Genomic DNA, 22,148 nt, shown 5'->3' with positions numbered 1-22,148 from the left:
CTCCGCCTCGTACGCTGACCCCATGACCACACGGGGCCGGGGGCTGCACGGACATGTACTGGAATCCCTCGGGCCGGCGATCACGGCGGGCGAGTACCCGCCGGGGAGCGTGCTGCGCACCGACGAACTCGCGCAGCGCCTCGAGGTGTCACGCTCCGTGATGCGCGAGGCGGTCAGGGTGCTGGAGTCCATGTACCTGGTCGAGTCCCGTCGCCGCGTCGGCGTCACGGTCCGCCCCAAGGCGGAATGGAACGTGTTCGACCCTCAGGTCATCCGCTGGCGGCTGGCCGGCGCCGACCGCCCCCACCAGCTGCGTTCGCTCACCGTGCTGCGCTCCGCCGTCGAGCCGATCGCCGCGGGCCTGTCCGCCCGGCACGCCACCGCCGCGCAGTGCGCGGAGCTCACCGAGTGCGCCCTCGGCATGGTGGCCAACTCACGCGGCCACAAGCTGGAGGAGTATCTCGTCCACGACATGGCCTTCCACCGGGTGATCCTCAACGCCTCCGGGAACGAGATGTTCGCCCGTCTCGGTGACGTGGTCGCCGAGGTCCTCGCGGGCCGCACCCACCACGAGGTGATGTTCGAGGACCCCGACCCGGCCGCCGTCACCCTGCACGTCCAGGTCGCGGAGGCGGTCCGCGGGGGCGACGCGTCCCGCGCCGAGGAACTCACCCGCCAGATCACGGTCGGCGCGCTCGAGGAACTGGACATCCTCGCGCCGTAGGCGTCCTACTCCAGGAAGTCGCCGTCGACGTACACCCAGGCCCCGTCGACCCGCTCGAACCGGCTCCGCTCGTGCAGCGAACCGCCCCGGTAGGAGGCCCGGAAGGTCACGGTCCCCACGGAGTGGAAGGCCGACCCCTGCCCCGTGTCGAGGATCTCCAGACCCGTCCACCGCATCCCCGGATCGAAGTCGACCCGCGCCGGCCGTGTCCGCGGATGCCAGGTCCGCAGCAGATACCCCTCGTCCTCCTTGACGAAGGCGCAGTACCGCGACCGCATCAGACGCTCCGCGGTCGGCGCGAGCGCCTCACCGCGGTGGAAGCGCCCACAGCACCGCGCGTACGGCTCGGGCAGCCCGCACGGGCAGCTACGACTGGTCATGACCGCCATTCTCTCCCGGCCCGCAGGGGCCTACGCCGAGTCGGCGTTGGTGGGCGGGTACGTCGGGCGGGCCGGCATCGGCGCGACCGGTACGGCCAGGGTGGGCAGCGGCGGCAGCTTCGCCGTACGCAGCCAGGCCCCGAACAGGTCGTCCAGCGGCTCGGCCGAGTACCGGGCGGCATGCGCGGTGAACGCGGCCGTGGTGACCGCGCCGCCCCGGTGCAGGGCGGCCCAGCCGCGCACCATACGGAAGAAGGCGTCGTCGCCCATCGCGCAGCGCAGCGCGTGCAGGGTGAGCCCGCCGCGCTCGTAGAGCCGGTCGTCGAACATCAGCTTGCGGCCCGGGTCGGACAGCACCAGGTCCTTCGGCTGCCCGGACAGCTTGCGGTGCGCGAGAGCGGCCAGCTGCTGGGCCGTACGGCCTCCCGACCGCTCCGACCACAGCCACTCGGCGTACTTCGCGAAGCCCTCGTTCAGCCAGATGTGCCGCCAGTCCGCGATGGACACGCTGTTGCCGAACCACTGGTGCGCCAGCTCGTGCGCGACCAGCCGCTCCGAACCCCGCGCCCCGTCCACGTGGTTGGCGCCGAACAGCGACAACCCCTGTGCCTCGACGGGGACATCGAGCTCCTCCTCGGTCACCACGACGGCGTACTCGCCGAACGGATACGGCCCGAAGATCTGCTCGAACAGCTCCATCATCGCGGGCTGTCGCGCGAAGTCCCGGGAGAACGCGGCGAGCAGATGCGCGGGCAGATGCCCCGTCTGTGGTACGCCGCCGAGCCCGGGGTCGCCGAGCAGCACCGTCTGGTACTTCCCGATCGACATCCCGACCAGATAGCTGGAGGTCGGCGCCGCCTGCTCGTACACCCAGGTCGTCGTCGACGCCTTCGTCGTGCGGGTGAGCAGCCGGCCGCCCGCCACCACCGAGTACGCCGACGGCGTCGTGATCGAGATCTGGTACGAGGCCTTGTCGGCGGGGCGGTCGTTGCACGGGTACCAGGAGGGCGCGCCGATCGGCTGGCTCGCCACCAACGCCCCGTCCTCCAGCTCCTCCCAGCCGAGCTCGCCCCAGGGGCTGGGGACCGGCTTGGGGTTGCCCGACCAGTGCACCTCCACGGTGAACGCGGCCCCGGCCCGTATCGGCTTCGGCGGGCGGATGCGCAACCGGCCGCCCCGGTGCGTGTAGTGCGGTGCCTTGCCGTCGACCCGGACCCGGCCGATCCGGAAGTCGGCCAGGTTCAGCTGGAACTCGGCGAGTGGAGCCCGGCCCGCTATGGCGTTGAGTCGCGCGGTGCCGGACAGCCGGTTGGGGCCGGGGCGGTAGTCCAGCGCGAGCTCATACCGGTGCACCCGGTAACGGGGATCACCGTTGGCCGGGAAGTACGGGTCCGAACCCACTGTCTGCTGAACGCTCACGCTTGCGTCTGCTCCCTGCGCTGTGCTCGTACGACGTGCCGGTGCACCGTCCCCGGACGCCGTACGGGCCGCGCCTAGGAACGCCATGCCTCGATCGGGTTGCCCAGCCAGCGGGTGTCGTCGGGGACGGACTCCGCCGCCATGACGAGCGACGCGGGTCCCAGCGTGCTGCGCGCCCCGACTGTGCTGCCGGGAAGGACGATTCCGCCCGGGCCCAGAGTGGCGCCCTCACGGAGGACAACAGTATCCGTCCGCAAGATCCGGTCGTGGAAGAGGTGGGTCTGCAGGACACAGCCCCGGTTGACCGTGGTCGCGTCCTCCAGGGTCACCAGGTCCGTCTCGGGTAGCCAGTAACTCTCGATCCATGCGCCCTTGCCGATGTGGGCGCCGAGGCCGCGCAGCCACGCCGTCATCAGCGGCGTACCGGGCACGGATCCGGCCAGCCACGGCACGGCGACGACCTCGACGAAGGTGTCCGCCAGCTCGTTGCGCCACACGAAACCGCTCCACAGCGGGTGCTCGCCCGCCCGGTGCCGGCCCACCAGCAGCCACTTCGCCACGATGGACGTCAGGCAGGCCAGCACACCGACGCCCAGGAACACGACTCCGGCCAGCAGCGGCGCCCAGACGCCCAGCGCGCTCAGCGCGGCGACGGTCAGCACCGCCAGCGCCGCCGAGCAGAACACCGGCACGATCCGGCACAGCTCCACGAGCGCCCGCGCCCACAGCAGCCGCGCGGGCGGGTCGTAGGTACGGCTCTGATCGCCGTCCTGCGTCGAGCGCGGCAGCTTCACCGGCGGCAGACCCAGGTACGAGCTGCCCTTCTTCGCCTTCTTCGGGGTCGCCGACAGCACCCCGACCAGCCCGCCGTCCGGCACGCTGCGGCCCGGCGCGGTCATCCCGGAGTTGCCCAGGAAGGCCCGGCGGCCGATCTCGGCACGCCCGATCCGCATCCAGCCGCCGCCCAGTTCGTACGGCGCGGTCAGGGTGTCGTCGGCGAGGAAGGCGCCCTCGCCCACGGTGGTGAGACTCGGCAGCGCGAGGACGGTGGAGACCTCGGCACCCCGGCCGATCTTCATACCGAGCAGCCGCAGCCACACCGGCGTGATCAGCCCGGCGTACAGCGGGAACAGCGTGTCGCGCGAGCGGTCCATCAGCTGCGTGACGGTCCAGGCCTGCCAGCCGATCCGGCTGTGCGTCGGGTAGGTGCCTTCACGCAGGCCCAGGCTGAGCAGACGCACGCCGACCAGGAGCAGCAACGCGTACGCGAGCCCGAAGGCGAGCGTGGCCGGGACCAGCGCGAGCGCCGCGCCGCGCAGGGCCGCACCGAGCCCGGCGTCCGCGCTCACGAACAGATGAGCCACCAGGAGCGCGGCCACGGCGGAAAGAACGGGCAGTGCGGTCAGCGCGAAACCGGTCGCGCCGTACATCGCCCGCCAGTACGTACCCCGGCGCGGACGCTCCTTGGGCCAGGCACGCTTCGCCTTGCCGAGCTTGCCGGCGGGCGCTCCGGCCCAGCGCTGCCCGGTGGGAATCTGCCCGGCGACCGCCGAACCCGGCGCCACCTCGGCCCGCTTGCCGACGCGCGCGCCCGGGAAGAGGATGCTGCGCGTCCCGACCACCGCACCGGCGCCGACCTTGACGTGCCCGATCTCCAGCCGGTCACCGTCCAGCCAGTACCCCGACAGGTCCACCTCGGACTCGACGGCGGCGCCCCGGCCCAGCTTGAGCATGCCGGTCACCGGCGGCAGCGAGTGCAGATCGACGTCCGCGCCGACCTTGGCGCCCAGGGCACGCGCGTACCGCTCCAGCCAGGACCCGGTCAGCGAGGCCGCGCCACTGAACTCGGCCAGCCGCTCGGCGGTCCACAGCCGCAGATGCACGCTTCCGCCGCGCGGGTAGCGCCCGGGCTTCACGCGGCGCAGCAGCAGCCGCGCCCCGCCCGCCGCGATCGCGAGCCGCCCCGGCGGGCTGTGGAGCACGACCGCCCCGGCGCCGACGAGCCACCACGGGGCGCTCGGCGCCCAGGGGTACGGACCGAACCAGTGCAGTACGTTCCCGAGCGCGGCCAGCGCCACGGTCCAGCGCAGACCCATCAGCGTGAACAGGGGTATCAGCAGGAACAGCTGGGCCACCTTGGCGCGCAGCGGCACCGGGGTGATCACCCGGTCGCCGCCGTCGTCCTGCGCGGACTTCTCCAGGTGCCGGGCCAGCTTGCGCAGGACGGGCTGCTGGTAGATGTCGAGCACGGCGGCGCTGGGGTAGCGGGTGCGCAGCCGGGTGGTGAGCTGGGCGGCGGCGAGGCTGCCACCGCCGATCGCGAAGAAGTCGTCGGACCCGCTGCCGACCGGGATGCCGAGGACCTCGCTCCACTGCTCGGCGAGCCAGGCCTCGGTGCCGTAGAGCTGTTCCTTCGCCCCGCCGGTCTCCAGGCCCTCCAGGGGCCAGGGGAGGGCGCCCCGGTCTACCTTGCCCGAGGTGCGGGTCGGCAGGTCCGCGACCGGGGCGAGCAGCGGGACGAGGGCCGCGGGCAGCTCGGCGCGCAGCTTCTCGACGGCGGCGGCCTGGTCCCAGCCCTCCTGCGTGACGACATAGCCGACCAGCAGCTGGTTGCCGCTGCGGGCGGTCCGGACGGCGGCGGCGGCGCCCGCCACACCGGGGAGCGCCTGGAGCGCCGTGTCGACCTCGCCGAGCTCGATGCGGCGCCCGCCGAGCTTGATCTGCTCGTCGGCCCGCCCGAGGAAGATCAGCCCCTCCGGCTCGGCCTTGACGAGGTCACCACTGCGGTACGCCCGCTCCCAGCCGAGCGCCTGCAGCGGCGCGTACTTCTCCGCGTCCTTCTCGGCGTCGAGATACCGGGCGAGCCCGACCCCGCCGATCACCAGCTGGCCGCTGTCGCCCATGGCCACGGGCTCGCCGGCCTCGTCGACCACGGCCAGCTCCCAGCCGTTCAGCGGCAGCCCGATCCGGATCGGCTCCTCGCCGGTCATCAGCGAGGCGCAGGCGACAACGGTCGCCTCGGTGGGCCCGTAGGTGTTCCACACCTCGCGACCCTCGGTCACCAGTCGCTGGACCAGCTCGGGCGGGCAGGCCTCACCGCCGAAGATCAGCAGCCGTACGTCGGCCAGGGCCTCCGGCTCCCAGAGGGCGGCGAGCGTCGGCACGGTCGAGACGACGCTGATCTCCTGCTCGACCAGCCAGGGCCCCAGGTCGGCGCCGCTGCGCACCTGGGAGCGCGGCACGGGCACCAGGCAGGCGCCGTAGCGCCAGGCCAGCCACATCTCCTCGCAGGAGGCGTCGAAGGCGACGGACAGGCCCGCCATGACCCGGTCACCGGGCCCGATCGGGTCCTCGGTGAGGAACAGTTCCGCCTCCGCGTCGACGAACGCGGCGGCGCTGCGGTGACTGACAGCCACGCCCTTGGGCTTGCCGGTGGACCCGGAGGTGAAGATGATCCACGCGTCGTGCCCGACACCGGGCCGCGCGGCGGGCACCTCGGAGGTGCCGTTGACGGTCAGCCGGTGCCCGGCCCCGATGACGGCCCGCACCTCCGCCTCGCCGAAGACCAGCTCGGCCCGCTCGTCGGGGTCCTCGGCGTCCACCGGCACATAGGCCGCGCCCGCGGCCAGTACGGCGAGGATGGCGACGTACAGCTCGTTGGTGCCGGAGGGGACGCGGACGCCGACCCGGTCGCCGAGGCCCACCCCGGCGTCGCTCAGCCGCCGCCGGAGGGCCTCGACCTCGACGGCCAGGGCGCGGTAGGTGAGGGCCCGGTGGCCGTCGTCGAGGGCGGGCTCGTCGGGGTGGGCCCGGACGGTGGCGTCGAGGATGTCGACCAGCGTGCGCGGCGAGGCGGCGACGGAGGCGGAGAAGCGCGCCGGGTCGCCGAACTCCGCGCGCACCTCCTCGTCGAACAGCGCGAGTGCGGGGCCTTGCTCGAGGGCTGCCATCGGGTCCTCACGTGTTGTTCCCGGAGCGTCCGGGGAGCCGGTGGGCCCGCAGGTATGCCTGGGGATATTCCGGTCCAGCTCCAAACAAGCCTTGAATTTTAGTACGACGCTAGTCGCGTACCTGGTCATCAGCCATGCGGGGAGGCCGTACGAGGGCACCGGAACCACTGATTCCGGTGTGGTGACGGTGCTCTGACATGGGGGTATGTCATCCTGACGAGATCTGCCCCACATCTGTCCGTAACGCGATGAACACGACGAGTTGAGGCCTGCGGTCCGCATGCGAGGGGCCTGCGATGCGTACAACGAGTGAGGGCCGCGACCCGATGGTCGCGACCCTCACTCCTCTGTGTGTCCGAGGGGGGACTTGAACCCCCACGCCCGATAAAGGGCACTAGCACCTCAAGCTAGCGCGTCTGCCATTCCGCCACCCGGACAAGGTGTTTGTCGCGCGGGGTTTCCCTCGCGGCGACAGAGGAAACATTACCAGGCTTTCGAGGGCCTCCGGTCACACCCCGTCGCCGGGTGAACGGCGTTAGACGGGCCGGGTCCGGCCTTGGGGCGAGGAGGGGGTGGGGGAGAGGATGAGGGGGGACCACCAGCAGTGACAGTGGGAGGAAGCAGCGTGAGCGAGTCGAACACGGCCAGGAGCGTCTCTGGCGAGGACGAGGTCGTGGACCTCTGTCGCGAGCTGATCCAGATCGACACCAGCAACTACGGGGACCACTCCGGACCCGGTGAGCGCAAGGCCGCGGAGTACGTGGCCGAGAAGCTCGCCGAGGTCGGGCTCGAGCCGCAGATCTTCGAGTCGCACAAGGGACGCGCGTCGACCGTGGCCCGTATCGAGGGCGAGGACCGCTCGCGCCCCGCGCTGCTCATCCACGGCCACACCGACGTCGTACCGGCCAACGCGGCGGACTGGACCCATCACCCCTTCTCCGGCGAGATCGCGGACGGGATGGTGTGGGGCCGCGGCGCGGTCGACATGAAGGACATGGACGCCATGACGCTGGCGGTCGTCCGGGACCGGCTGCGCAGCGGGCGCAAGCCGCCGCGTGACATCGTCCTCGCGTTCCTCGCCGACGAGGAGGCCGGCGGTACGTGGGGCGCGCGGCACCTCGTCGACAAGCACCCCGACCTCTTCGAGGGCGTGACCGAGGCGATCGGCGAGGTCGGCGGGTTCTCCTTCACGGTCAACGAGAAGCTGCGGCTGTACCTCGTCGAGACCGCCCAGAAGGGCATGCACTGGATGAAGCTCACCGTGGACGGCACCGCCGGACACGGTTCGATGATCCACAAGGACAACGCGATCACCGAGCTGTCCGAGGCCGTCGGACGGCTCGGGCGGCACACGTTCCCGGTCCGGGTGACGAAGACGCTGCGGCACTTCCTCGACGAGCTCGGCGACGCGCTCGGCACCGAGCTCGACCCGGAGAACATGGACGAGACGCTCGCCAAGCTCGGCGGTATCGCCAAGCTCATCGGCGCCTCCCTGCAGAACACCGCCAACCCGACCCAGCTCGGTGCCGGATACAAGGTCAACGTGATTCCGGGGCAGGCGAGCGCACACGTCGACGGGCGTTACCTGCCGGGGTACGAGGAGGAGTTCCTCGCCGACCTGGACCGGATTCTCGGACCGCGGGTCAAGCGTGAGGACGTGCACGCGGACAAGGCGCTGGAGACCACCTTCGACGGTGCGCTGGTCGACGCCATGCAGACCGCGCTGTCCGCCGAGGACCCGATCGCGCGGGCCGTGCCCTACATGCTCTCGGCCGGCACCGACGCCAAGTCCTTCGCCGACCTCGGCATCCGCTGCTTCGGCTTCGCCCCGCTCAAGCTGCCGCCGGAGCTGGACTTCGCGGGCATGTTCCACGGGGTCGACGAGCGGGTGCCGGTGGATGCCCTGAAGTTCGGCGTCCGTGTACTCGACCGTTTCATCGATGCGTCATGACACGTTGACGCCCGCATTCGCCCGTACGTACGGAGATCACCCGGGACGGGTGAATGCGACCATAAGCTCGTAGCTCTAGTACTCCTTCCTCGTTACAGGTGATGTGATCCGCTGCTTGGGATCGCATTGCCAACAAGGAGGAATAATGATCAAGAAGGTCGTCGCTGCTGCGGCTGCCACTGGTGGTCTGGTTCTCGCGGGTGCGGGCCTGGCCGTCGCCGACTCGGGTGCCCAGGGTGCCGCTGTGCACTCCCCGGGTGTCATCTCCGGCAACGTCATCCAGGTGCCTGTTCACGTCCCGGTGAACGTTTGCGGCAACACGGTCTCCGTGATCGGGCTGCTGAACCCCGCCTTCGGCAACACCTGCATCAACAACTGACGTTGTGCCTCACCCCACGAGGGTCTGAGCCCGTCGGCCCCGGAGTGCGCGCCATGCGCTCCGGGGCCGCCCGGCTTTCGGCGCACGCACAGGACGGATGCGTGCGCGTTCCGAAGGGTCCAAGCCAAGGACTAAGGCAGGGAATTCAGCTATGCGACAGGTCACCCGCAAGGGCCTGATGACCGTGGCGGCCGCGACCGGCGTACTCGCCGCGACCGGAGGCTACGCACACGCCGACTCGGGTGCGAGCGGCGCCAGTTCGGACTCGCCCGGCGTGCTGTCGGGCAACACGGTGCAGGCACCGGTGCACGTGCCGGTCAACGTCTGCGGAAACACCGTGAACGTCGTCGGGTTGCTCAACCCGGCGATGGGCAACAAGTGCGTCAACCACGGCGGCGGTGGGTCGTCCGCCGGGGGGCACGGGAGCGGTTACGGAGGCGGCTACGGCGGTGGCGGCCATGACGGTGGCGGCTACGGCGGTGGCGGCTACGGGGGTGGTGGCCATGGCGGTGGCGGCTACGGGGGTGGTGGTTCGCACTCGGGCGGCTCCCACGCCGGTGGGCACGCGAGTGGCTCGCCGGGCGTCGGCTCCGGCAACCACGTCCAGGTGCCGATCGACGTGCCGGTCAACGTGTGCGGCAACAGCGTGAACGTCGTCGGAGTCGGCAACCCGGCGATGGGCAACGACTGCGCGAACGGACACGGCGGCCACACCCACTACCCGCCCGGCGGCGGTCACCCTGGCCACCCCGGCCAGCCTGGCCACCCCGGTCACCCTGGTTACCCGGGCCAGCCCGGGAATCCGGGACAGCCGGGGCACCCCGGTCAGCCCGGGAACCCAGGGCAGCCCGGACACCCCGGCCAGCCGGGTCAGCCCGGGAACCCGGGTCAGCCTGGCACCCCCGGACACCCGGGTACGCCCGGACACCCCGGAACCCCGGGCACGCCGCCCAGCTCGTACCCCAACCACCCGGGGACGCAGCACGTCTCCCAGCCGCACAGCGCCGCGGCGCAGCTCGCCCACACCGGCAGTGACCTGCCGATCGGCGCGGTGATCCCGGCGGGCGCGGGCGCGCTGCTGGCGGGCGCCGTGCTCTACCGCCGGGCGCGCTCGGGCGCGTAATCGGCAGGACGGGGAGAAGTGTCCGGGCCCGGAACGGGGGCCGGGGCAGCCGTGATCGCTTCGCCACAGGCATCTCCTGTGGCGAAGCGACCGGCGCGGGCCCGCACTGGCGGGGCCCGCTCCGTTTCAGCCGCTTTCGCTCACCACGTGGCACGCACCTGGCGGATGATCCGCCGGCGCAGCCGCACCTTGCGGCTGCCGTCGGGGTGCAGGCTGAGGCGGTCCAACTCCCAGTGTCCGTACTCCGCATGGTCCGTCAGCAGGCGTGTCGTCTCCTTGCGGGACACCCCGCGCGGCACGTACACGTCGACAAATTCGTATTCCGGCATCGCATCTATTGTGCGGGCAGAGGCCCGGTACGGATAGCGTCTGCACTATGTCTGATGCTGTGCAGCCCACCGCTGCCGAGGTACGCGCCGCCGCCGAGGCTGTCAAGACCGCGCTCGACCGCCACCTGGCCGCGGTCGAGCGCAGGTCGGGCGATGACGACCCGGCCGTATACGAGGCGTTCAACGAGCTGGCCGCCGCGGCCGAGGAGTACGACGAGCTGCTCTACGACCGCTATGACGAGGTCACTCCCTTCGAGATCCCTGGCGGCGACGACACGCTGCCGCCGTACACGGGCCCCGAGGAGCCGAACGCGCTGAGCGTGCTGATCCGCCGGGACTACGCGGTGGTGGAGCCGCAGCGACTGCTGGCACAGGCCCAGCGGGTGGAGGCCGTGGAGGAGAACGGGGCCACCGCGGCCGCGGGCTTCGACGCGGCATCCGGCACGGTGCACGGGGCGCTGGGAGTCCTGTTCGGCGAGTTCGAGCCGGACGAGATCGCCTCCCGGCACAAGGAGTTCGGCCTGGAGGAAGGCGACTCCACACTCTGGGTCACGGCCGCCGACGAACCGGCCGACCCCGGCGAGTGGCTGGAGACCCCCTTCGAGGCGATCGACCCGCAGCGCGTGGTCTGCCGCTTCGACGTCAGCGCGGTCTTCGACGACGAGTCGGACGACGACGAGCTGGAGGACGACCTCGCCCCGGACTCCGAACTGGACGAGGACGGGGATCTGGAGCCGCTGGACGCCGATCGCTGAGCACCGCGGCACAGGGATCCTGAGCATGCCGTCGCGGGAGCGTTGAGCACCGTCCACCGTCACAGGAAGCGGAAGCGCTGAGCACCGCGTCACAGGAAGGTGGCGGTCACCGGAAGCCCGGTGGCCGCCACCTTCCCGCGTACGGGAGCCGTGTCCCTGGGCGGCGGCTCAGCCCGCCGCCGGGACCTGTGCCTTGAGCAGGGCGGGCAGGCGTGTGGTGCGCGCCTTCTGCGGGACCTCGGCCACCGCCCGCTGCAGGGCCTGCTCCACCCCGTGGACCACGGACAGATGGCGCTCGGCCCGGCCGAAGGCCGTGTAGACCCAAGGCCTGGTCAGGGCCGCCGCGGCGTCACCGGGGAGCACCACGACCGCGGCGGGCCAGCGCAGACCGACCGCCTGGTGCGCGGTGAGCGCCCAGCCGTGCCGCACGGACTGCTCCACCCGCTCCTTCGGTACGACGACGGGCAGCCCCGAGCACTCCAGGTGCAGCCCGTCGGCGTCGGCCTTCACCACGTGTCCCACCGCCGTACGACCCGGAGCGGGGGAGTGGGCGACGCGGTCCCCGGGGTCGAAGCCCCCGAAGCGACCGGGGCCCGGGTTCAGCCGCTCCTTGAGCGCGCTGTTGAGTGCGCGGGTGCCGACGGCACCGCCGTGCCCCGGGGTGATCACCTGCGTCTGCTCGGCCGGGATGCCGATGGCGCGCGGCACCGAGTCCGCGACCAGCTGCACGGTCCGGTGCACCGCCTCGCCGGCGTCCCGCACGGGGACGATCACGACTTCCTTGCCGGGCGCCTCGACCTGGTTCAGCTCGCCGATGCCGACCCCGGAGACCAGCTCCCCGACGGGGCCGGGGTCCGGCGTCCGCGAGGCCACCTGCGGGCACACCCGGGCGGCGAGCAGATCGGCGAACACCCGCCCGGGACCCGCCGACCACAGCACTCCCGGGTCCCCGCTCAGCACCAGCCGTGCGCCGTCCGGCAGCGATTCGGCGAGCATCGCCGCGGTCTCGACGTCCAGCTGCGGCGCGTCCAGGACGACCAGGAGGTCCAGGTCGAAGGCGCCGTCCGCGTCCCGGCCCGGGCCTTCGGCGCCCGAGAGGAGTCCCGCGACGGTGGTGACCCCGGTGACCGGCCCCTCCCCGGCGTCGCCCGAGGGGCCGTCCGGCAGGTCGTACCCCGCCACCCGGGCCGTGCAGTCGTCACGGCCGCTCGGCGTGTGGGTGGCCGCCCAGCCGCGCAGGCCGAGACCGCGCGCGGCGTGCAGCAGTGCCGCCACCTCGGCCTGGGACGCGTGCCCGCCGGTGTGCAGGACCAGGCCGTGGCCCGCGACCGCCCGGATCAGCTCCGCGGCGGAGCGGGTGGCCGAGGCGGCGGCCTGCTCCCACCCGTCGGCGGAGCCGTCCGTCTTCGGTACGGAGTTCATGACCCGGGCCAGTCCGTCGGCGAGACTCTCCTCGGCCAGCGCGTACCGCTCCAGGCCGATGAGGACGCGGACCGGCCGCTCCTCGGACTCCTCGGCGCCCTCCTCCTGGGCCGGGGGCGCGGTGTCGAGGGCGTCCTGGAAGACCAGCGCGTCGCCCTCCGCGAGGGCGCTCTGCACGGCCGCGTCCGGATCCGGCACCGCGCGCTGGGCGAGCGCGGCGGTGAGCGCCGGGGCGTCGAGAGCGGTGTGCCCGGCGAGGGCCGCCTGCTCGAGGAGCCATACGGTGACCGCCCGCCCGCGCCGCTCGTCGTCCGGGCGGCACTCCGCGCCGAGCAGCGCGCGGGCGAACCCGTCGGCCTGCTCGGGCCGCACCCCGGCGACCCGCAGCAACTGCCAGGGGTCCTCGCGCAGCTGGTCGTCCGCGCCCTCGCCGAGTGCTGCGAGGGCCCCCGGCGCGAGGGTGTCGGGTGCGCCGCCTTCGCCCAGTACGGCGCGGACGGCGGCGGCGGCTTCCGGTGCGAGGGTCGCCGAGGTCTCGGCCGGGGCGGCCACCGGATGCGGGCGCTGCACGGGCTCCGGGGCGACCGCCCTGCGCGGCGTCGGCTCGGGCTCACGGAAGGCGGTGGCCACGGGCTTCTCGCCGCTTTCCACGGCCCGCACCGCCGCGAGCAGATCGGCGGCCGTACCGCTGAGCTTGGTCCCGGCCGCGATCGGCCCCTGCTTCTCGGCCTTCCGCCGCTCGATCCGCTCCCGCTCCAGCCGCTGCGCCGCCAACTCGGCCTCTGCCTCGGACAGCTTCTTGGCGTCCGCCGCGCCTTCGGTTTCCGCGCCGCCCTCGACGGCGTCCGCGGCCGTGTCCGTATCCGCGTCTGTCTGCGCGTCTGTATCCGTGTCCACGTCCTGCGGGCCGGCGGTCGCTCCCGCGCCCGGCGTCCCCGGCTCCCCTTCCTCCGTGGTCTCGGGCTCCGTGCTCACAGCGTGCTCCAGTCGTGATCGGGATAGTGGTGCACCGGTGCCGACACATCGTCGAGCGCCCGGCAGATCTCGTCAGGAAGACTAAGGGTCTCCACTGACAACGCGGCCGTGAGCTGCTGCGCGTTGCGCGCGCCGACGATCGGGGCGGCGACACCGGGCCGGTCGCGGACCCAGGCGAGGGCGACCTGCAACGGCGTGACCGCGAGGCCGTCCGCCGCCGTCGTCACCGCGTCCACGATGCCGCTCGCGGTGTCGTCCAGGTACGGCGCGACGAACGGCGCGAGGTGCTCCGAGCCGCCCCGGGAGTCGGACGGTGTGCCGCCCCGGTACTTTCCGGTGAGTACACCCCGCCCGAGCGGGGAGGACGGCAGCAGGCCCACGCCCAGGTCGAGCGCCGCGGGCAGTACCTCCCGCTCCACACCGCGCTGGAGCAGGGAGTACTCCATCTGCGTACTCGCGATCCGCGTCCGTGTCCCGGGTGCCGCCAGCTGCCAGGTCGCCGCCTTGGCGAGCTGCCAGCCGCAGAAGTTGGACACCCCCGCGTACCGCGCGCGACCGCTGCTGACCGCGAGGTCGAGCGCCTGGAGGGTCTCATCCAGCGGGGTGTCCGGGTCGAAGGCGTGGACGTGCCACAGATCCACGTAGTCCGTGCCGAGACGCTGAAGCGAGGCGTCGAGCGCCGACAGGAGATGCCCGCGCGAGCCGTCGAACCGCCGGTCCGGGTCGGGCACACTGCCCGCCTTCGTGGAGATGACCAGGTCGCGACGCGGCACGAGTCCTTCTATGAGCTGTCCGAGCAGGTACTCCGACTCCCCGTCCCCGTACACGTCCGCGGTGTCGACGAGGTTCCCGCCCGCTTCCCAGAACACCTTCAACAGTTCCGCGGCGTCGTGCTCGTCGGTATCCCGCCCCCATGTGAGGGTGCCGAGTCCGATCCGGGACACACGCAGGCCGGTACGGCCGAGATGCCTCTGCTCCATGGACGCCGAGATTACTGGCCAAAACTGGCCTCGTGGGGGCCCTGTGGACAACCTGGATGATCAGACCTGAACCCGTTCCCGCCGCCGCGCCCACCAGCGCGCTAGGGTCTGCGGCACAAGGGACGTTACTGATCGGTAAGGGGATCGGCCATGCAGCTCGGGATCAACCTCGGCTACTGGGGCGGCGGAATGGACGCGGACAATCTCGCCGTCGCCCAGGAGGCCGATCGACTGGGATACGCGGTGTGCTGGGCCGCCGAGGCCTACGGCTCGGACGCGGCCACCGTGCTCACCTGGGTCGCCGCCAAGACCGAGCGCATCGACGTCGGCTCGGCGATCTTCCAGATCCCGGCCCGTCAGCCCGCGATGACCGCGATGACCGCCGCGACGCTCGACTCGCTCTCCGGCGGGCGCTTCCGCCTCGGCCTCGGCGTTTCCGGGCCGCAGGTCTCCGAGGGCTGGTACGGCGTCAAGTTCGACAAGCCGCTGGCCCGCACCCGCGAGTACGTCGAGATCGTACGCAAGGCGATGACCCGCGAGCGGCTGTCGTACGAGGGCGAGCACTGGACGCTGCCGCTGCCGGACGGTCCGGGCAAGCCGATCAAGCTGACGGTGCACCCGCAGCGCGAGCACATCCCGCTGTACATCGCCGCGATCGGCCCGAAGAACCTGGAGCAGACCGGCGAGATCGCCGACGGCGCCCTGTTGATCTTCCCCTCGGCCGAGCACCTCGAGGACACCGCGCTGCGCCATCTGCGGGCGGGTCGCGAGAAGGCCGGCAAGACCATGGAGGGCTTCGACGTCTGTCCGACGCTGCCGCTCGCCGTCGGCGCCGACAAGGACGTGACGGCGCTCGCCGACATGTTCCGCCCCTACACCGCGCTGTACGTCGGCGGCATGGGCAGCCGCAAGCAGAACTTCTACAACCAGCTCGCGCAGCGCATGGGGTATGAGAAGGAGGCCGCCGAGATCCAGGACAAGTACCTGTCCGGCGACAAGGAGGGTGCGGCCGCCGCCGTTCCGCACGCGCTGATCGACCAGACCACCCTGCTCGGCTCCGTGGACCGCATCGCCGAGCGGATGAAGGCCTACGCGGCGGCGGGCGTCACCACGCTCACGCTGTCGCCGGCCGGCTTCACGCTGGAGGACCGGATCGCCTCGCTCCGCGCCGGTTCGGACGCGCTGGAGCGGGCCGGTCTGGCGTAACGCGTCTCAACCCGTCCCCCGGAGGGACGGAAGAAGTTCCGCGGCCGTGGTGGGGGCTCGGGGGGTCTTCCCCGCCACGGCCGTCACGGGGAACAACGCGCGGGCGTGCCCTGGGTTACGCGCTCGGGCCCGCCCCGTCATCCTTCGTTCGGCGCATTTGTCCGACACATCGGTTGCCGGGCCCCCGGCATCCCATTTGACTCGTTTTCTGCGGACCCTGCAGAAAGGGTGTCATCGATGCTTTCGGCCAAGAGTCTGTTCCAGGAGATCCTCGACAACGACGAGTCGTTCCGGCTCTTCTGCTCCATCGCCGCCAGCGGGGAGTCGCAGGGTGGCTGGGAGAACGCGCGCATCGCCGCCCTCGTTCCGCCGAGCGCCCGCGAACTCGCCCCGAAGATCACCCGGCACGGCGCCGACGAGGACAAGCACGGGCGGATCTTCAACGCCCTGATGAACAGGCGCGGCCTCACGCCGGTCGAGGTCCCGGCCGACACCGACTACACGATGCTCCTGGAACGGCACGGGATCGGCCTCGCCCACGACAAGCTGAGGAGCCGGCAGCCACTCACCGTAGGGGACATCGTCACCTACCTCGCCCACAGCAGGGTCACCGAGCAGCGTGCCTCCGAGCAGATGGAGTTGCTGCTCAGGCACTTCGCCGACCATCCCGACATCGGTCGCGCGGTCCGGATGATCTCCGAGGACGAGGACCGGCACCTCGCCTACTGCCACGAGGAGCTGCTCCGCTTCGCGTCCGCCGGACACGGCCGCGCCATCCGGCGGACGCTGCGCGCGTGCGCGCTCGCCGAGATCCGCGTCTACCGGGACGTCAGTCTCGCCGTGATGGCCCACATGGGAGGCATTCTCGGCTGGTCGAGGGCCAGGGCGGCGACGCTCGCCGCGGCCATCCACACCGTCTACGCCTACGAGCGCGCCGCGGGCTGGCGTCGCATGGTCTCCCTGAAGATGCCGGAACACCGCGACGCCCTGGGCGGCCCCGCACCCCCCGCACCGGAGGTGGCGTGACCCGCGGTCACCTCCGTACGTCGCCCACCCGGTCGCACGCCGTTCACAGCCAGCCTCGCCGCTTGAAGAGGTGGTACAGCAGGAATTCCAGCGCCACCATCGTCAGGATCACCACCGGGTACGACCAGAGCCAGTGCAACTCGGGCATGTGGTCGAAGTTCATGCCGTAGATGCCGGCGATCATCGTGGGGACCGCGGCCATGGCCGCCCACGCCGAGATCTTCCGCATGTCGTCGTTCTGGCGCACGCTCATCTGCGCGAGATGCGCCGCGAGGATGTCCGAGACCAGCCGGTCCAGGCCCTCCACCGACTCGTTCACACGGGCCAGATGGTCGTTGACGTCGCGGAAGAAGGGCTGCGCCTTCTCGTTCACGAACGGCACCGGGGTGCCGGCGGTGCCCGAGCCCGAGAGGCGGGTCAGCGGAACGGTCAGTGGGACCGTGGCCCGCCGGAACTCCAGGATCTGCCGCTTGAACGTGTAGATCCTGGACGCGGTGTTCCGTGAACCGCCGCCGTTCGGCGAGAAGACCTCCGACTCCAGCTCCTCCAGGTCCGTCTGGAGCTCGGTCGCCACTTCCAGGTAGTGGTCGACCGTGGCGTCGGCGATCGAGTAGAGCACCGCCGTCGGCCCCTGCCGCAGTATCCCGGGGTCCTCCTCCAGCCGGCGGCGCACCTGCGCGAGAGGCGAGCACTCGCCGTGCCGGACGGTCACCACGAAGGCGTCCCCGCTGAACACCATCACCTCACCGGTGGTGACGACATCGCTCTCCGCCTCGTACGCGACCGGCTTCAGGACCACGAACAGTGAATCGTCGTACATCTCCAGCTTGGGCCGCTGATGCGCCTTGAGGGCGTCCTCGACCGCCAGCGGGTGCAGCCCGAACTCCTCGGTGACGAGGTCGAACTCCTGCTCCGTCGGCTCGTACAGCCCGATCCAGATGAACGCGTCGCCCTCGGCGCGTGCCAGATCCAGGGCGTCGGAAAGGTCCTCGGGGCCCTCCGTCCGGCGCCCGTGATGGTAAATGGCGCAGTCGACGATCACGGAGCGTATTCTCCCGTCGTCCGGCCGCCACCGCACTCCGGCCGCCGTTGTCCACAGGCCCCTCCGGGTCCCTGAGCCACCCGTTTACGCTGGGCCGCATGCCCACCTTGATTCTCGTACGGCACGGACGTTCGACCGCCAACACCGCTGGGCTGCTCGCCGGCTGGACGCCCGGCGTCGCCCTCGACGAGCGCGGCGCCCAGCAGGCCGCGGCGCTGCCCGAGCGGCTCGCCGCGCTGCCGATCTCCGAAGTCGTCACCAGCCCCCTGCAGCGCTGCCAGGAGACCGTGCAGCCGCTGCTCGACGCCCGCCCCGGGCTGCGTGCGCACACCGACGAGCGGATCGGGGAGGCTCACTACGGCGACTGGTCCGGCCGCAAGCTCGCCGAGCTGAAGGATGAGCCGCTGATGGAGGTCGTACAGGCGCATCCGTCCGCGGCCGCGTTCCCCGGCGGAGAATCGATGCGGGCCATGCAGACGCGGGCGGCCGAAGCGGTGCGCGAGTGGAACGCGCGCGTGGAGCGTGACCACGGAGGCGAGGCCGTCTACGTCATGTGCTCGCACGGCGACATCATCAAATCCCTTGTCGCGGACGCACTCGGACTTCATCTCGACCTCTTCCAGCGGATCTCTGTAGAACCGTGTTCCATCACCGCGATCCGTTACACACGACTGCGTCCCTTCCTCGTGCGCCTCGGGGACACCGGCGACCTCGCCTCCCTGGCGCCGCGCGAGGAGCCTCCCAGCGGGGACGCCCCGGTCGGTGGCGGTGCGGGCGCACCGTGATCGTCGGCCGCAGTAGGGTGAAGCGGTCCAAGCAGCGCAGTACTTGTCAGCAAGTTGTCAGCAGCCGATGAGGGCCGAGGCAGTCAGCCGGTCCACATGCCGATTCCAATGGAGACAGGACGTGTCCCGTCAGGTGTTCCTCTACGACCCCCCGGACCGTTTCGTGGCCGGTACGGTCGGGTTGCCCGGGCGCCGTACCTTCTTCCTGCAGGCCTCCTCAGGCCCCAGGGTGACCAGCGTCGCCCTGGAGAAGACCCAGGTCGCCGCGCTCGCCGAACGTATGGACGAGCTCCTCGACGAGGTCGTACGGCGCACCGGCGGCAGCGCACCCGTCCCGGCCATGGCCCCCGCCGAGGTGTCCGACACCGCCCCTCTCGACACCCCGGTGGAGGAGGAGTTCCGGGTCGGCACGATGGCGCTGGCCTGGGACGGCGACGAACAGCGCATGATCGTCGAGGCGCAGGCGCTCGTGGAGCTCGAGGCCGACACCGACGAGGACCTCGCCGAGGCCGAGGAAAGGTTGCTCCAGGACGAGGAGAACGGCCCGCCGATGCTCCGCGTCCGGCTCACCGGCGCGCAGGCCAGGGCCTTCGCCAAGCGCGCCCTCGATGTCGTCAACGCGGGCCGGCCGCCCTGCCCGCTGTGCAGCCTCCCGCTCGACCCGGAAGGACACGTATGTCCGCGCCAGAACGGATACCGCCGCGGAGCGTGAACACGGCCGAGCTGCTCGCCCTGGGCGAGCTGAAGGTGCGCGGACGGATCCGTGAGGCCTCGAACGCGGTGCTGTACTGCTCCGTTTCGTACGAGGGCAGGGACGCGTTCTGCGTCTACAAACCGATCGCGGGGGAGCGGCCCCTGTGGGACTTTCCCGACGGGACCCTCGCCCAGCGTGAGGTGGCCGCGTACGAGGTCTCCGAGGCCACGGGCTGGGGGCTGGTCCCCACCACCGTGCTGCGCGACGGGCCCTACGGCGAGGGCATGTGCCAGCTGTGGGTCGAGGCCCTGCCGGAGGCCGACGGGGACGGACTGCTGGCCCTGGTGGAGGCCGAGGAGCCCGCGGCGGGCTGGAAGGCGATCGGCTTCGCCGAGGTCGGCGAGGGAGAGACGGCGCTGCTCGTGCACGCCGACGACGTGCGGCTGCGGCGGCTCGCCGTGCTCGACGCCGTGATCAACAACGCCGACCGCAAGGGAGGGCATCTGCTGCCCGCCGGAGAGGGGCGGTTGTACGGCATCGACCACGGGGTCACCTTCAACGCCGAGAACAAGCTGCGCACGCTGCTGTGGGGCTGGGCGGGGGAGTCGCTGACGCCGGAGGCGGTCGAGGTCCTCACCTCCCTGCGGGACGGCCTGGCGCCGGGCGCGTCGCTCGCCACCCGGTTGGCCGAACTCATCACCACCACCGAAATCGACGCCACACGCGCGCGTGTCGAGGCGATGCTCGCCTCGGGAAAACACCCGGAGCCGAGCGGGGAGTGGCCGGCGATCCCCTGGCCACCGGTGTAAACCCCCTCGACCATCCGGGGGCCGGGCTCGCCCACCGCACACTGAGTACGCCCACGGGACTCACGAAACCCGACTCCCCCGGGACGGATTCCGCCGCCCCAGCAGCAGACGGGCCCATCCCGGGACGACCCGCACCCGGCCGGGGCCACTCCCGGATGGGCTCGCACCCGGACGGGGCCACTCCCGGATGGGCTCGCTCCCGTGGGGGGCTACTCCCGGGTGGGCCCACTCCCGGGCGGCGGAGCCACATCCGGGCGGTGGAGCCACTCCCGGGCGGCGGAGCCACATCCGTGCGGCGCTGCAACCGGACGGGGTCACGCCCGGGCGCGCAGCCGCCCGTGGCGGTGCCTTGTCCGGTGGTGCCGCCATCCCCCGGCTCGTAGGTCTGCGGGGCCGAGCCCCGCGGTGTTCGTGTCGCTGGGGGGCGGCAGCCGTGGGTGGGGTGCGGTGGATGTGCGGGAGGTGGGGCGCCGGGTTCGGTGGTGGGCGTCCGTGGTCGCGCCCGCCATCGGCTCTGGCTGACGGGTGGCGTCCGGTCCGTGGCGCGTGACGTGTGACACTCACCGCCTCGCGCGTAGCCGGTCCTGGCGGCGCACAGGCCCGTGGGGCGGGGCGCGGGCCCGGCGGCTAGCGCTCGCGCTCACGGCGCATGTGAGGGGGGCGGACAGCCGTCCTCGCCGGTGCGCGCCGTGGGTTGTGCCGTCGTACGGCGGCCTCACCCCCGTAGGACCGGATGACGCACACCGTCGGGCGTTGCGCAAGAGGGCCTTCCGCGCCATCAGGGCTGGCCGGTTCGTATACGGAAGTTCCGTCCGGTTAGGCTCATGACATGCATGCCTGGCCCGCTTCTGAGGTCCCCGCCCTGCCTGGTGAGGGCCGCGACCTCCAGATCCACGACACCGCGACCGGCGGCCTCGTCACACTCGACCCCGGTCCCGTCGCCCGTATCTACGTCTGCGGCATCACGCCGTACGACGCGACCCACATGGGTCACGCGGCGACCTACAACGCGTTCGACCTCGTTCAGCGCGTGTGGCTCGACACCAAGCGGCAGGTTCACTACGTCCAGAACGTGACCGACGTCGACGACCCGCTCCTGGAGCGGGCGGAGCGCGACGGCGTCGACTGGGTAGGACTCGCCGAGAAGGAGACCGCCCTCTTCCGTGAGGACATGACCGCCCTGCGGATGCTGCCGCCGCGGCACTACATAGGCGCCGTCGAGGCGATACCCGGCATCGTGCCGCTCGTCGAGCGGCTGCGGGACGCGGGCGCGGCGTACGAACTCGAAGGGGACGTCTACTTCTCCGTCGAGTCCGACCCCCACTTCGGCAAGGTGTCCAACCTGGACGCCGCCGCCATGCGCCTGCTCTCCGCCGAGCGGGGCGGCGACCCGGACCGTCCGGGCAAGAAGAACCCGCTCGACCCGATGCTCTGGATGGCGGCGCGGGAGGGGGAGCCCAGCTGGGACGGCGGCTCGCTCGGCCACGGCCGGCCCGGCTGGCACATCGAGTGCGTCGCCATCGCCCTCGACCACCTCGGGATGGGCTTCGACGTCCAGGGCGGCGGCTCCGACCTCGCCTTCCCGCACCACGAGATGGGCGCCTCGCACGCCCAGGTGCTCACCGGCGAGTTCCCGATGGCCAAGGCGTACGTGCACGCCGGCATGGTCGCCCTCGACGGCGAGAAGATGTCGAAGTCCAAGGGCAACCTCGTCTTCGTGTCGAAGCTCCGGCGCGACGGCGTCGACCCGGCCGCCATCCGCCTCGCCCTCCTCGCGCACCACTACCGCGCCGACTGGGAGTGGACGGACACCGTCCTCGCGGACGCGGTCGCCCGTCTGGAGAACTGGCGGGCGGCGGTGTCGCGTCCCGACGGGCCGTCCGCCGAGGCGCTGGTCGAGGAGATCCGCGAGGCCCTCGCGAACGACCTGGACGCACCGGCCGCGCTCGCCGCCGTCGACCGCTGGGCGGCGCTCCAGCACGAGACGGGCGGCACGGACGAGGGCGCCCCCGGCGTCGTCTCCCGTGCCGTGGACGCCCTCCTGGGCGTGGCCCTGTAGTCCTCCCGTACGTGTGGGGGGGCGGGGGGGGGGTGCCCCCCCCCCCCCCGGGCGGGCGGGGGGGGGGGGGCGGGGGGGGGGGGGGGGGGGGGGGGCGGGGTCACCCAAAACACAAACAGCACAACACCCCCAACCCGCGA

The 22,148-nt window shown here is 72.0% G+C and carries 18 protein-coding genes and 1 tRNA gene; 11 read left to right on the top strand and 8 right to left on the bottom strand.

The window, feature by feature from the left end; translation table 11 throughout:
- Positions 1-22: 22 nt before the first annotated feature.
- Entirely contained in the window at positions 23-724 is a 702-nt protein-coding gene (locus ACIRA5_RS44780) for a FadR/GntR family transcriptional regulator (RefSeq protein WP_403701737.1), read from the top strand.
- Between the two features lie 5 nt (positions 725-729).
- On the opposite strand, the gene ACIRA5_RS44775 is transcribed toward ACIRA5_RS44780, so the two are convergent.
- The 4 genes from ACIRA5_RS44775 to ACIRA5_RS44760 form a co-directional block, all read right to left on the bottom strand.
- Positions 730-1,104 (bottom strand): YchJ family protein, encoded by a 375-nt coding sequence (locus ACIRA5_RS44775; RefSeq protein ID WP_168490212.1) that lies wholly within the window; start codon positions 1,102-1,104, stop codon positions 730-732.
- 30 nt (positions 1,105-1,134) lie between these two features.
- Positions 1,135-2,523 carry a M1 family metallopeptidase gene (locus ACIRA5_RS44770; protein WP_352050906.1) on the bottom strand — a complete coding sequence of 463 codons (1,389 nt, stop codon included), beginning with the start codon at positions 2,521-2,523 and terminating at the stop codon, positions 1,135-1,137.
- 74 nt (positions 2,524-2,597) lie between these two features.
- On the bottom strand, positions 2,598-6,473 hold the full coding sequence (locus ACIRA5_RS44765) for a Pls/PosA family non-ribosomal peptide synthetase (protein ID WP_403701733.1): 3,876 nt from the start codon (positions 6,471-6,473) through the stop codon (positions 2,598-2,600).
- A gap of 352 nt (positions 6,474-6,825) precedes the next feature.
- A tRNA-Leu gene (locus ACIRA5_RS44760) sits at positions 6,826-6,910 on the bottom strand.
- 188 nt (positions 6,911-7,098) lie between these two features.
- On the opposite strand from ACIRA5_RS44760, the gene ACIRA5_RS44755 reads away from it, so the two are divergent.
- The 3 genes from ACIRA5_RS44755 to ACIRA5_RS44745 all read left to right on the top strand — a co-directional run bounded on the left by ACIRA5_RS44755 (position 7,099) and on the right by ACIRA5_RS44745 (position 9,926).
- Positions 7,099-8,424 (top strand): M20/M25/M40 family metallo-hydrolase, encoded by a 1,326-nt coding sequence (locus ACIRA5_RS44755; RefSeq protein WP_403701730.1) that lies wholly within the window; start codon positions 7,099-7,101, stop codon positions 8,422-8,424.
- 145 nt (positions 8,425-8,569) lie between these two features.
- A complete protein-coding gene (chpH, locus tag ACIRA5_RS44750; RefSeq protein ID WP_099940520.1) occupies positions 8,570-8,803 on the top strand; it encodes a chaplin ChpH in 234 nt (77 codons plus the stop codon).
- Positions 8,804-8,954: 151 nt separating this feature from the next.
- Positions 8,955-9,926, top strand: coding sequence for a chaplin family protein (locus tag ACIRA5_RS44745; RefSeq protein ID WP_403701727.1), 972 nt, complete (start codon positions 8,955-8,957; stop codon positions 9,924-9,926).
- 140 nt (positions 9,927-10,066) lie between these two features.
- Here the strand turns inward: ACIRA5_RS44745 and ACIRA5_RS44740 are convergent, their stop codons facing one another.
- Positions 10,067-10,255, bottom strand: a complete 189-nt coding sequence (locus tag ACIRA5_RS44740) for a DUF5703 family protein (protein WP_054231126.1) — start codon at positions 10,253-10,255, stop codon at positions 10,067-10,069.
- A gap of 47 nt (positions 10,256-10,302) precedes the next feature.
- Here ACIRA5_RS44740 and ACIRA5_RS44735 point away from each other — a divergent pair, with 47 nt between their 5' ends.
- Positions 10,303-11,010: a hypothetical protein gene (locus tag ACIRA5_RS44735; RefSeq protein ID WP_403701724.1), complete on the top strand. Its 708-nt coding sequence runs from the start codon at positions 10,303-10,305 to the stop codon at positions 11,008-11,010.
- Positions 11,011-11,178: 168 nt separating this feature from the next.
- Here ACIRA5_RS44735 and ACIRA5_RS44730 read toward each other — a convergent pair whose 3' ends face one another.
- Together ACIRA5_RS44730 and ACIRA5_RS44725 are read right to left on the bottom strand one after the other, a co-directional pair.
- The gene (locus ACIRA5_RS44730; RefSeq protein ID WP_403701721.1) at positions 11,179-13,407 is read right to left on the bottom strand and encodes a helix-hairpin-helix domain-containing protein; all 2,229 of its coding nucleotides are present in this window, start codon (positions 13,405-13,407) and stop codon (positions 11,179-11,181) included.
- Positions 13,404-14,387, bottom strand: a complete 984-nt coding sequence (locus ACIRA5_RS44725; protein WP_095855547.1) for an aldo/keto reductase — start codon at positions 14,385-14,387, stop codon at positions 13,404-13,406. The genes ACIRA5_RS44730 and ACIRA5_RS44725 overlap by 4 nt, the downstream gene beginning before the upstream one ends.
- Before the next feature lie 150 nt (positions 14,388-14,537).
- Between ACIRA5_RS44725 and ACIRA5_RS44720 the strand changes: the two genes are divergently transcribed.
- Together ACIRA5_RS44720 and ACIRA5_RS44715 are read left to right on the top strand one after the other, a co-directional pair.
- Entirely contained in the window at positions 14,538-15,593 is a 1,056-nt protein-coding gene (locus ACIRA5_RS44720) for an LLM class F420-dependent oxidoreductase (RefSeq protein ID WP_099923531.1), read from the top strand.
- A gap of 237 nt (positions 15,594-15,830) precedes the next feature.
- On the top strand, positions 15,831-16,619 hold the full coding sequence (locus tag ACIRA5_RS44715; RefSeq protein WP_403701718.1) for a ferritin-like domain-containing protein: 789 nt from the start codon (positions 15,831-15,833) through the stop codon (positions 16,617-16,619).
- A 43-nt stretch (positions 16,620-16,662) separates the two neighbouring features.
- Here ACIRA5_RS44715 and corA read toward each other — a convergent pair whose 3' ends face one another.
- Complete coding sequence (gene corA, locus ACIRA5_RS44710; protein ID WP_403701715.1) at positions 16,663-17,661, bottom strand: magnesium/cobalt transporter CorA; 999 nt, start codon at positions 17,659-17,661, stop codon at positions 16,663-16,665.
- Positions 17,662-17,759: 98 nt separating this feature from the next.
- Here corA and ACIRA5_RS44705 point away from each other — a divergent pair, with 98 nt between their 5' ends.
- From ACIRA5_RS44705 to mshC, 4 genes are all read left to right on the top strand, one after another.
- Positions 17,760-18,446 carry a histidine phosphatase family protein gene (locus tag ACIRA5_RS44705; RefSeq protein WP_403701712.1) on the top strand — a complete coding sequence of 229 codons (687 nt, stop codon included), beginning with the start codon at positions 17,760-17,762 and terminating at the stop codon, positions 18,444-18,446.
- A gap of 121 nt (positions 18,447-18,567) precedes the next feature.
- On the top strand, positions 18,568-19,158 hold the full coding sequence (locus ACIRA5_RS44700; protein WP_393016216.1) for a DUF3090 domain-containing protein: 591 nt from the start codon (positions 18,568-18,570) through the stop codon (positions 19,156-19,158).
- Positions 19,122-19,949, top strand: coding sequence for an SCO1664 family protein (locus ACIRA5_RS44695; protein WP_403701709.1), 828 nt, complete (start codon positions 19,122-19,124; stop codon positions 19,947-19,949). The genes ACIRA5_RS44700 and ACIRA5_RS44695 overlap by 37 nt, the downstream gene beginning before the upstream one ends.
- Before the next feature lie 829 nt (positions 19,950-20,778).
- Positions 20,779-22,008 (top strand): cysteine--1-D-myo-inosityl 2-amino-2-deoxy-alpha-D-glucopyranoside ligase, encoded by a 1,230-nt coding sequence (gene mshC / locus ACIRA5_RS44690; protein ID WP_403701707.1) that lies wholly within the window; start codon positions 20,779-20,781, stop codon positions 22,006-22,008.
- Positions 22,009-22,148 lie beyond the last annotated feature (140 nt).

The organism is Streptomyces sp. NPDC096311 (genome assembly GCF_044763085.1).
GTDB lineage: Bacteria > Actinomycetota > Actinomycetes > Streptomycetales > Streptomycetaceae > Streptomyces.
This window is presented reverse-complemented; position numbering and strand designations above follow the sequence as displayed.

Bases quoted from the DNA above. Each gene is read 5' to 3' on its own strand.
- ACIRA5_RS44780 (WP_403701737.1), top strand. From the start codon at position 23: ATGACCACACGGGGCCGGGGGCTGCACGGACATGTACTGGAATCCCTC.
- ACIRA5_RS44775 (WP_168490212.1), bottom strand. From the start codon at position 1,104: ATGACCAGTCGTAGCTGCCCGTGCGGGCTGCCCGAGCCGTACGCGCGG.
- ACIRA5_RS44765 (WP_403701733.1), bottom strand. From the start codon at position 6,473: ATGGCAGCCCTCGAGCAAGGCCCCGCACTCGCGCTGTTCGACGAGGAG.
- chpH (WP_099940520.1), top strand. From the start codon at position 8,570: ATGATCAAGAAGGTCGTCGCTGCTGCGGCTGCCACTGGTGGTCTGGTT.
- ACIRA5_RS44745 (WP_403701727.1), top strand. From the start codon at position 8,955: ATGCGACAGGTCACCCGCAAGGGCCTGATGACCGTGGCGGCCGCGACC.
- ACIRA5_RS44740 (WP_054231126.1), bottom strand. From the start codon at position 10,255: ATGCCGGAATACGAATTTGTCGACGTGTACGTGCCGCGCGGGGTGTCC.
- ACIRA5_RS44735 (WP_403701724.1), top strand. From the start codon at position 10,303: ATGTCTGATGCTGTGCAGCCCACCGCTGCCGAGGTACGCGCCGCCGCC.
- ACIRA5_RS44725 (WP_095855547.1), bottom strand. From the start codon at position 14,387: ATGGAGCAGAGGCATCTCGGCCGTACCGGCCTGCGTGTGTCCCGGATC.
- ACIRA5_RS44720 (WP_099923531.1), top strand. From the start codon at position 14,538: ATGCAGCTCGGGATCAACCTCGGCTACTGGGGCGGCGGAATGGACGCG.
- ACIRA5_RS44715 (WP_403701718.1), top strand. From the start codon at position 15,831: ATGCTTTCGGCCAAGAGTCTGTTCCAGGAGATCCTCGACAACGACGAG.
- ACIRA5_RS44705 (WP_403701712.1), top strand. From the start codon at position 17,760: ATGCCCACCTTGATTCTCGTACGGCACGGACGTTCGACCGCCAACACC.
- ACIRA5_RS44695 (WP_403701709.1), top strand. From the start codon at position 19,122: ATGTCCGCGCCAGAACGGATACCGCCGCGGAGCGTGAACACGGCCGAG.
- mshC (WP_403701707.1), top strand. From the start codon at position 20,779: ATGCATGCCTGGCCCGCTTCTGAGGTCCCCGCCCTGCCTGGTGAGGGC.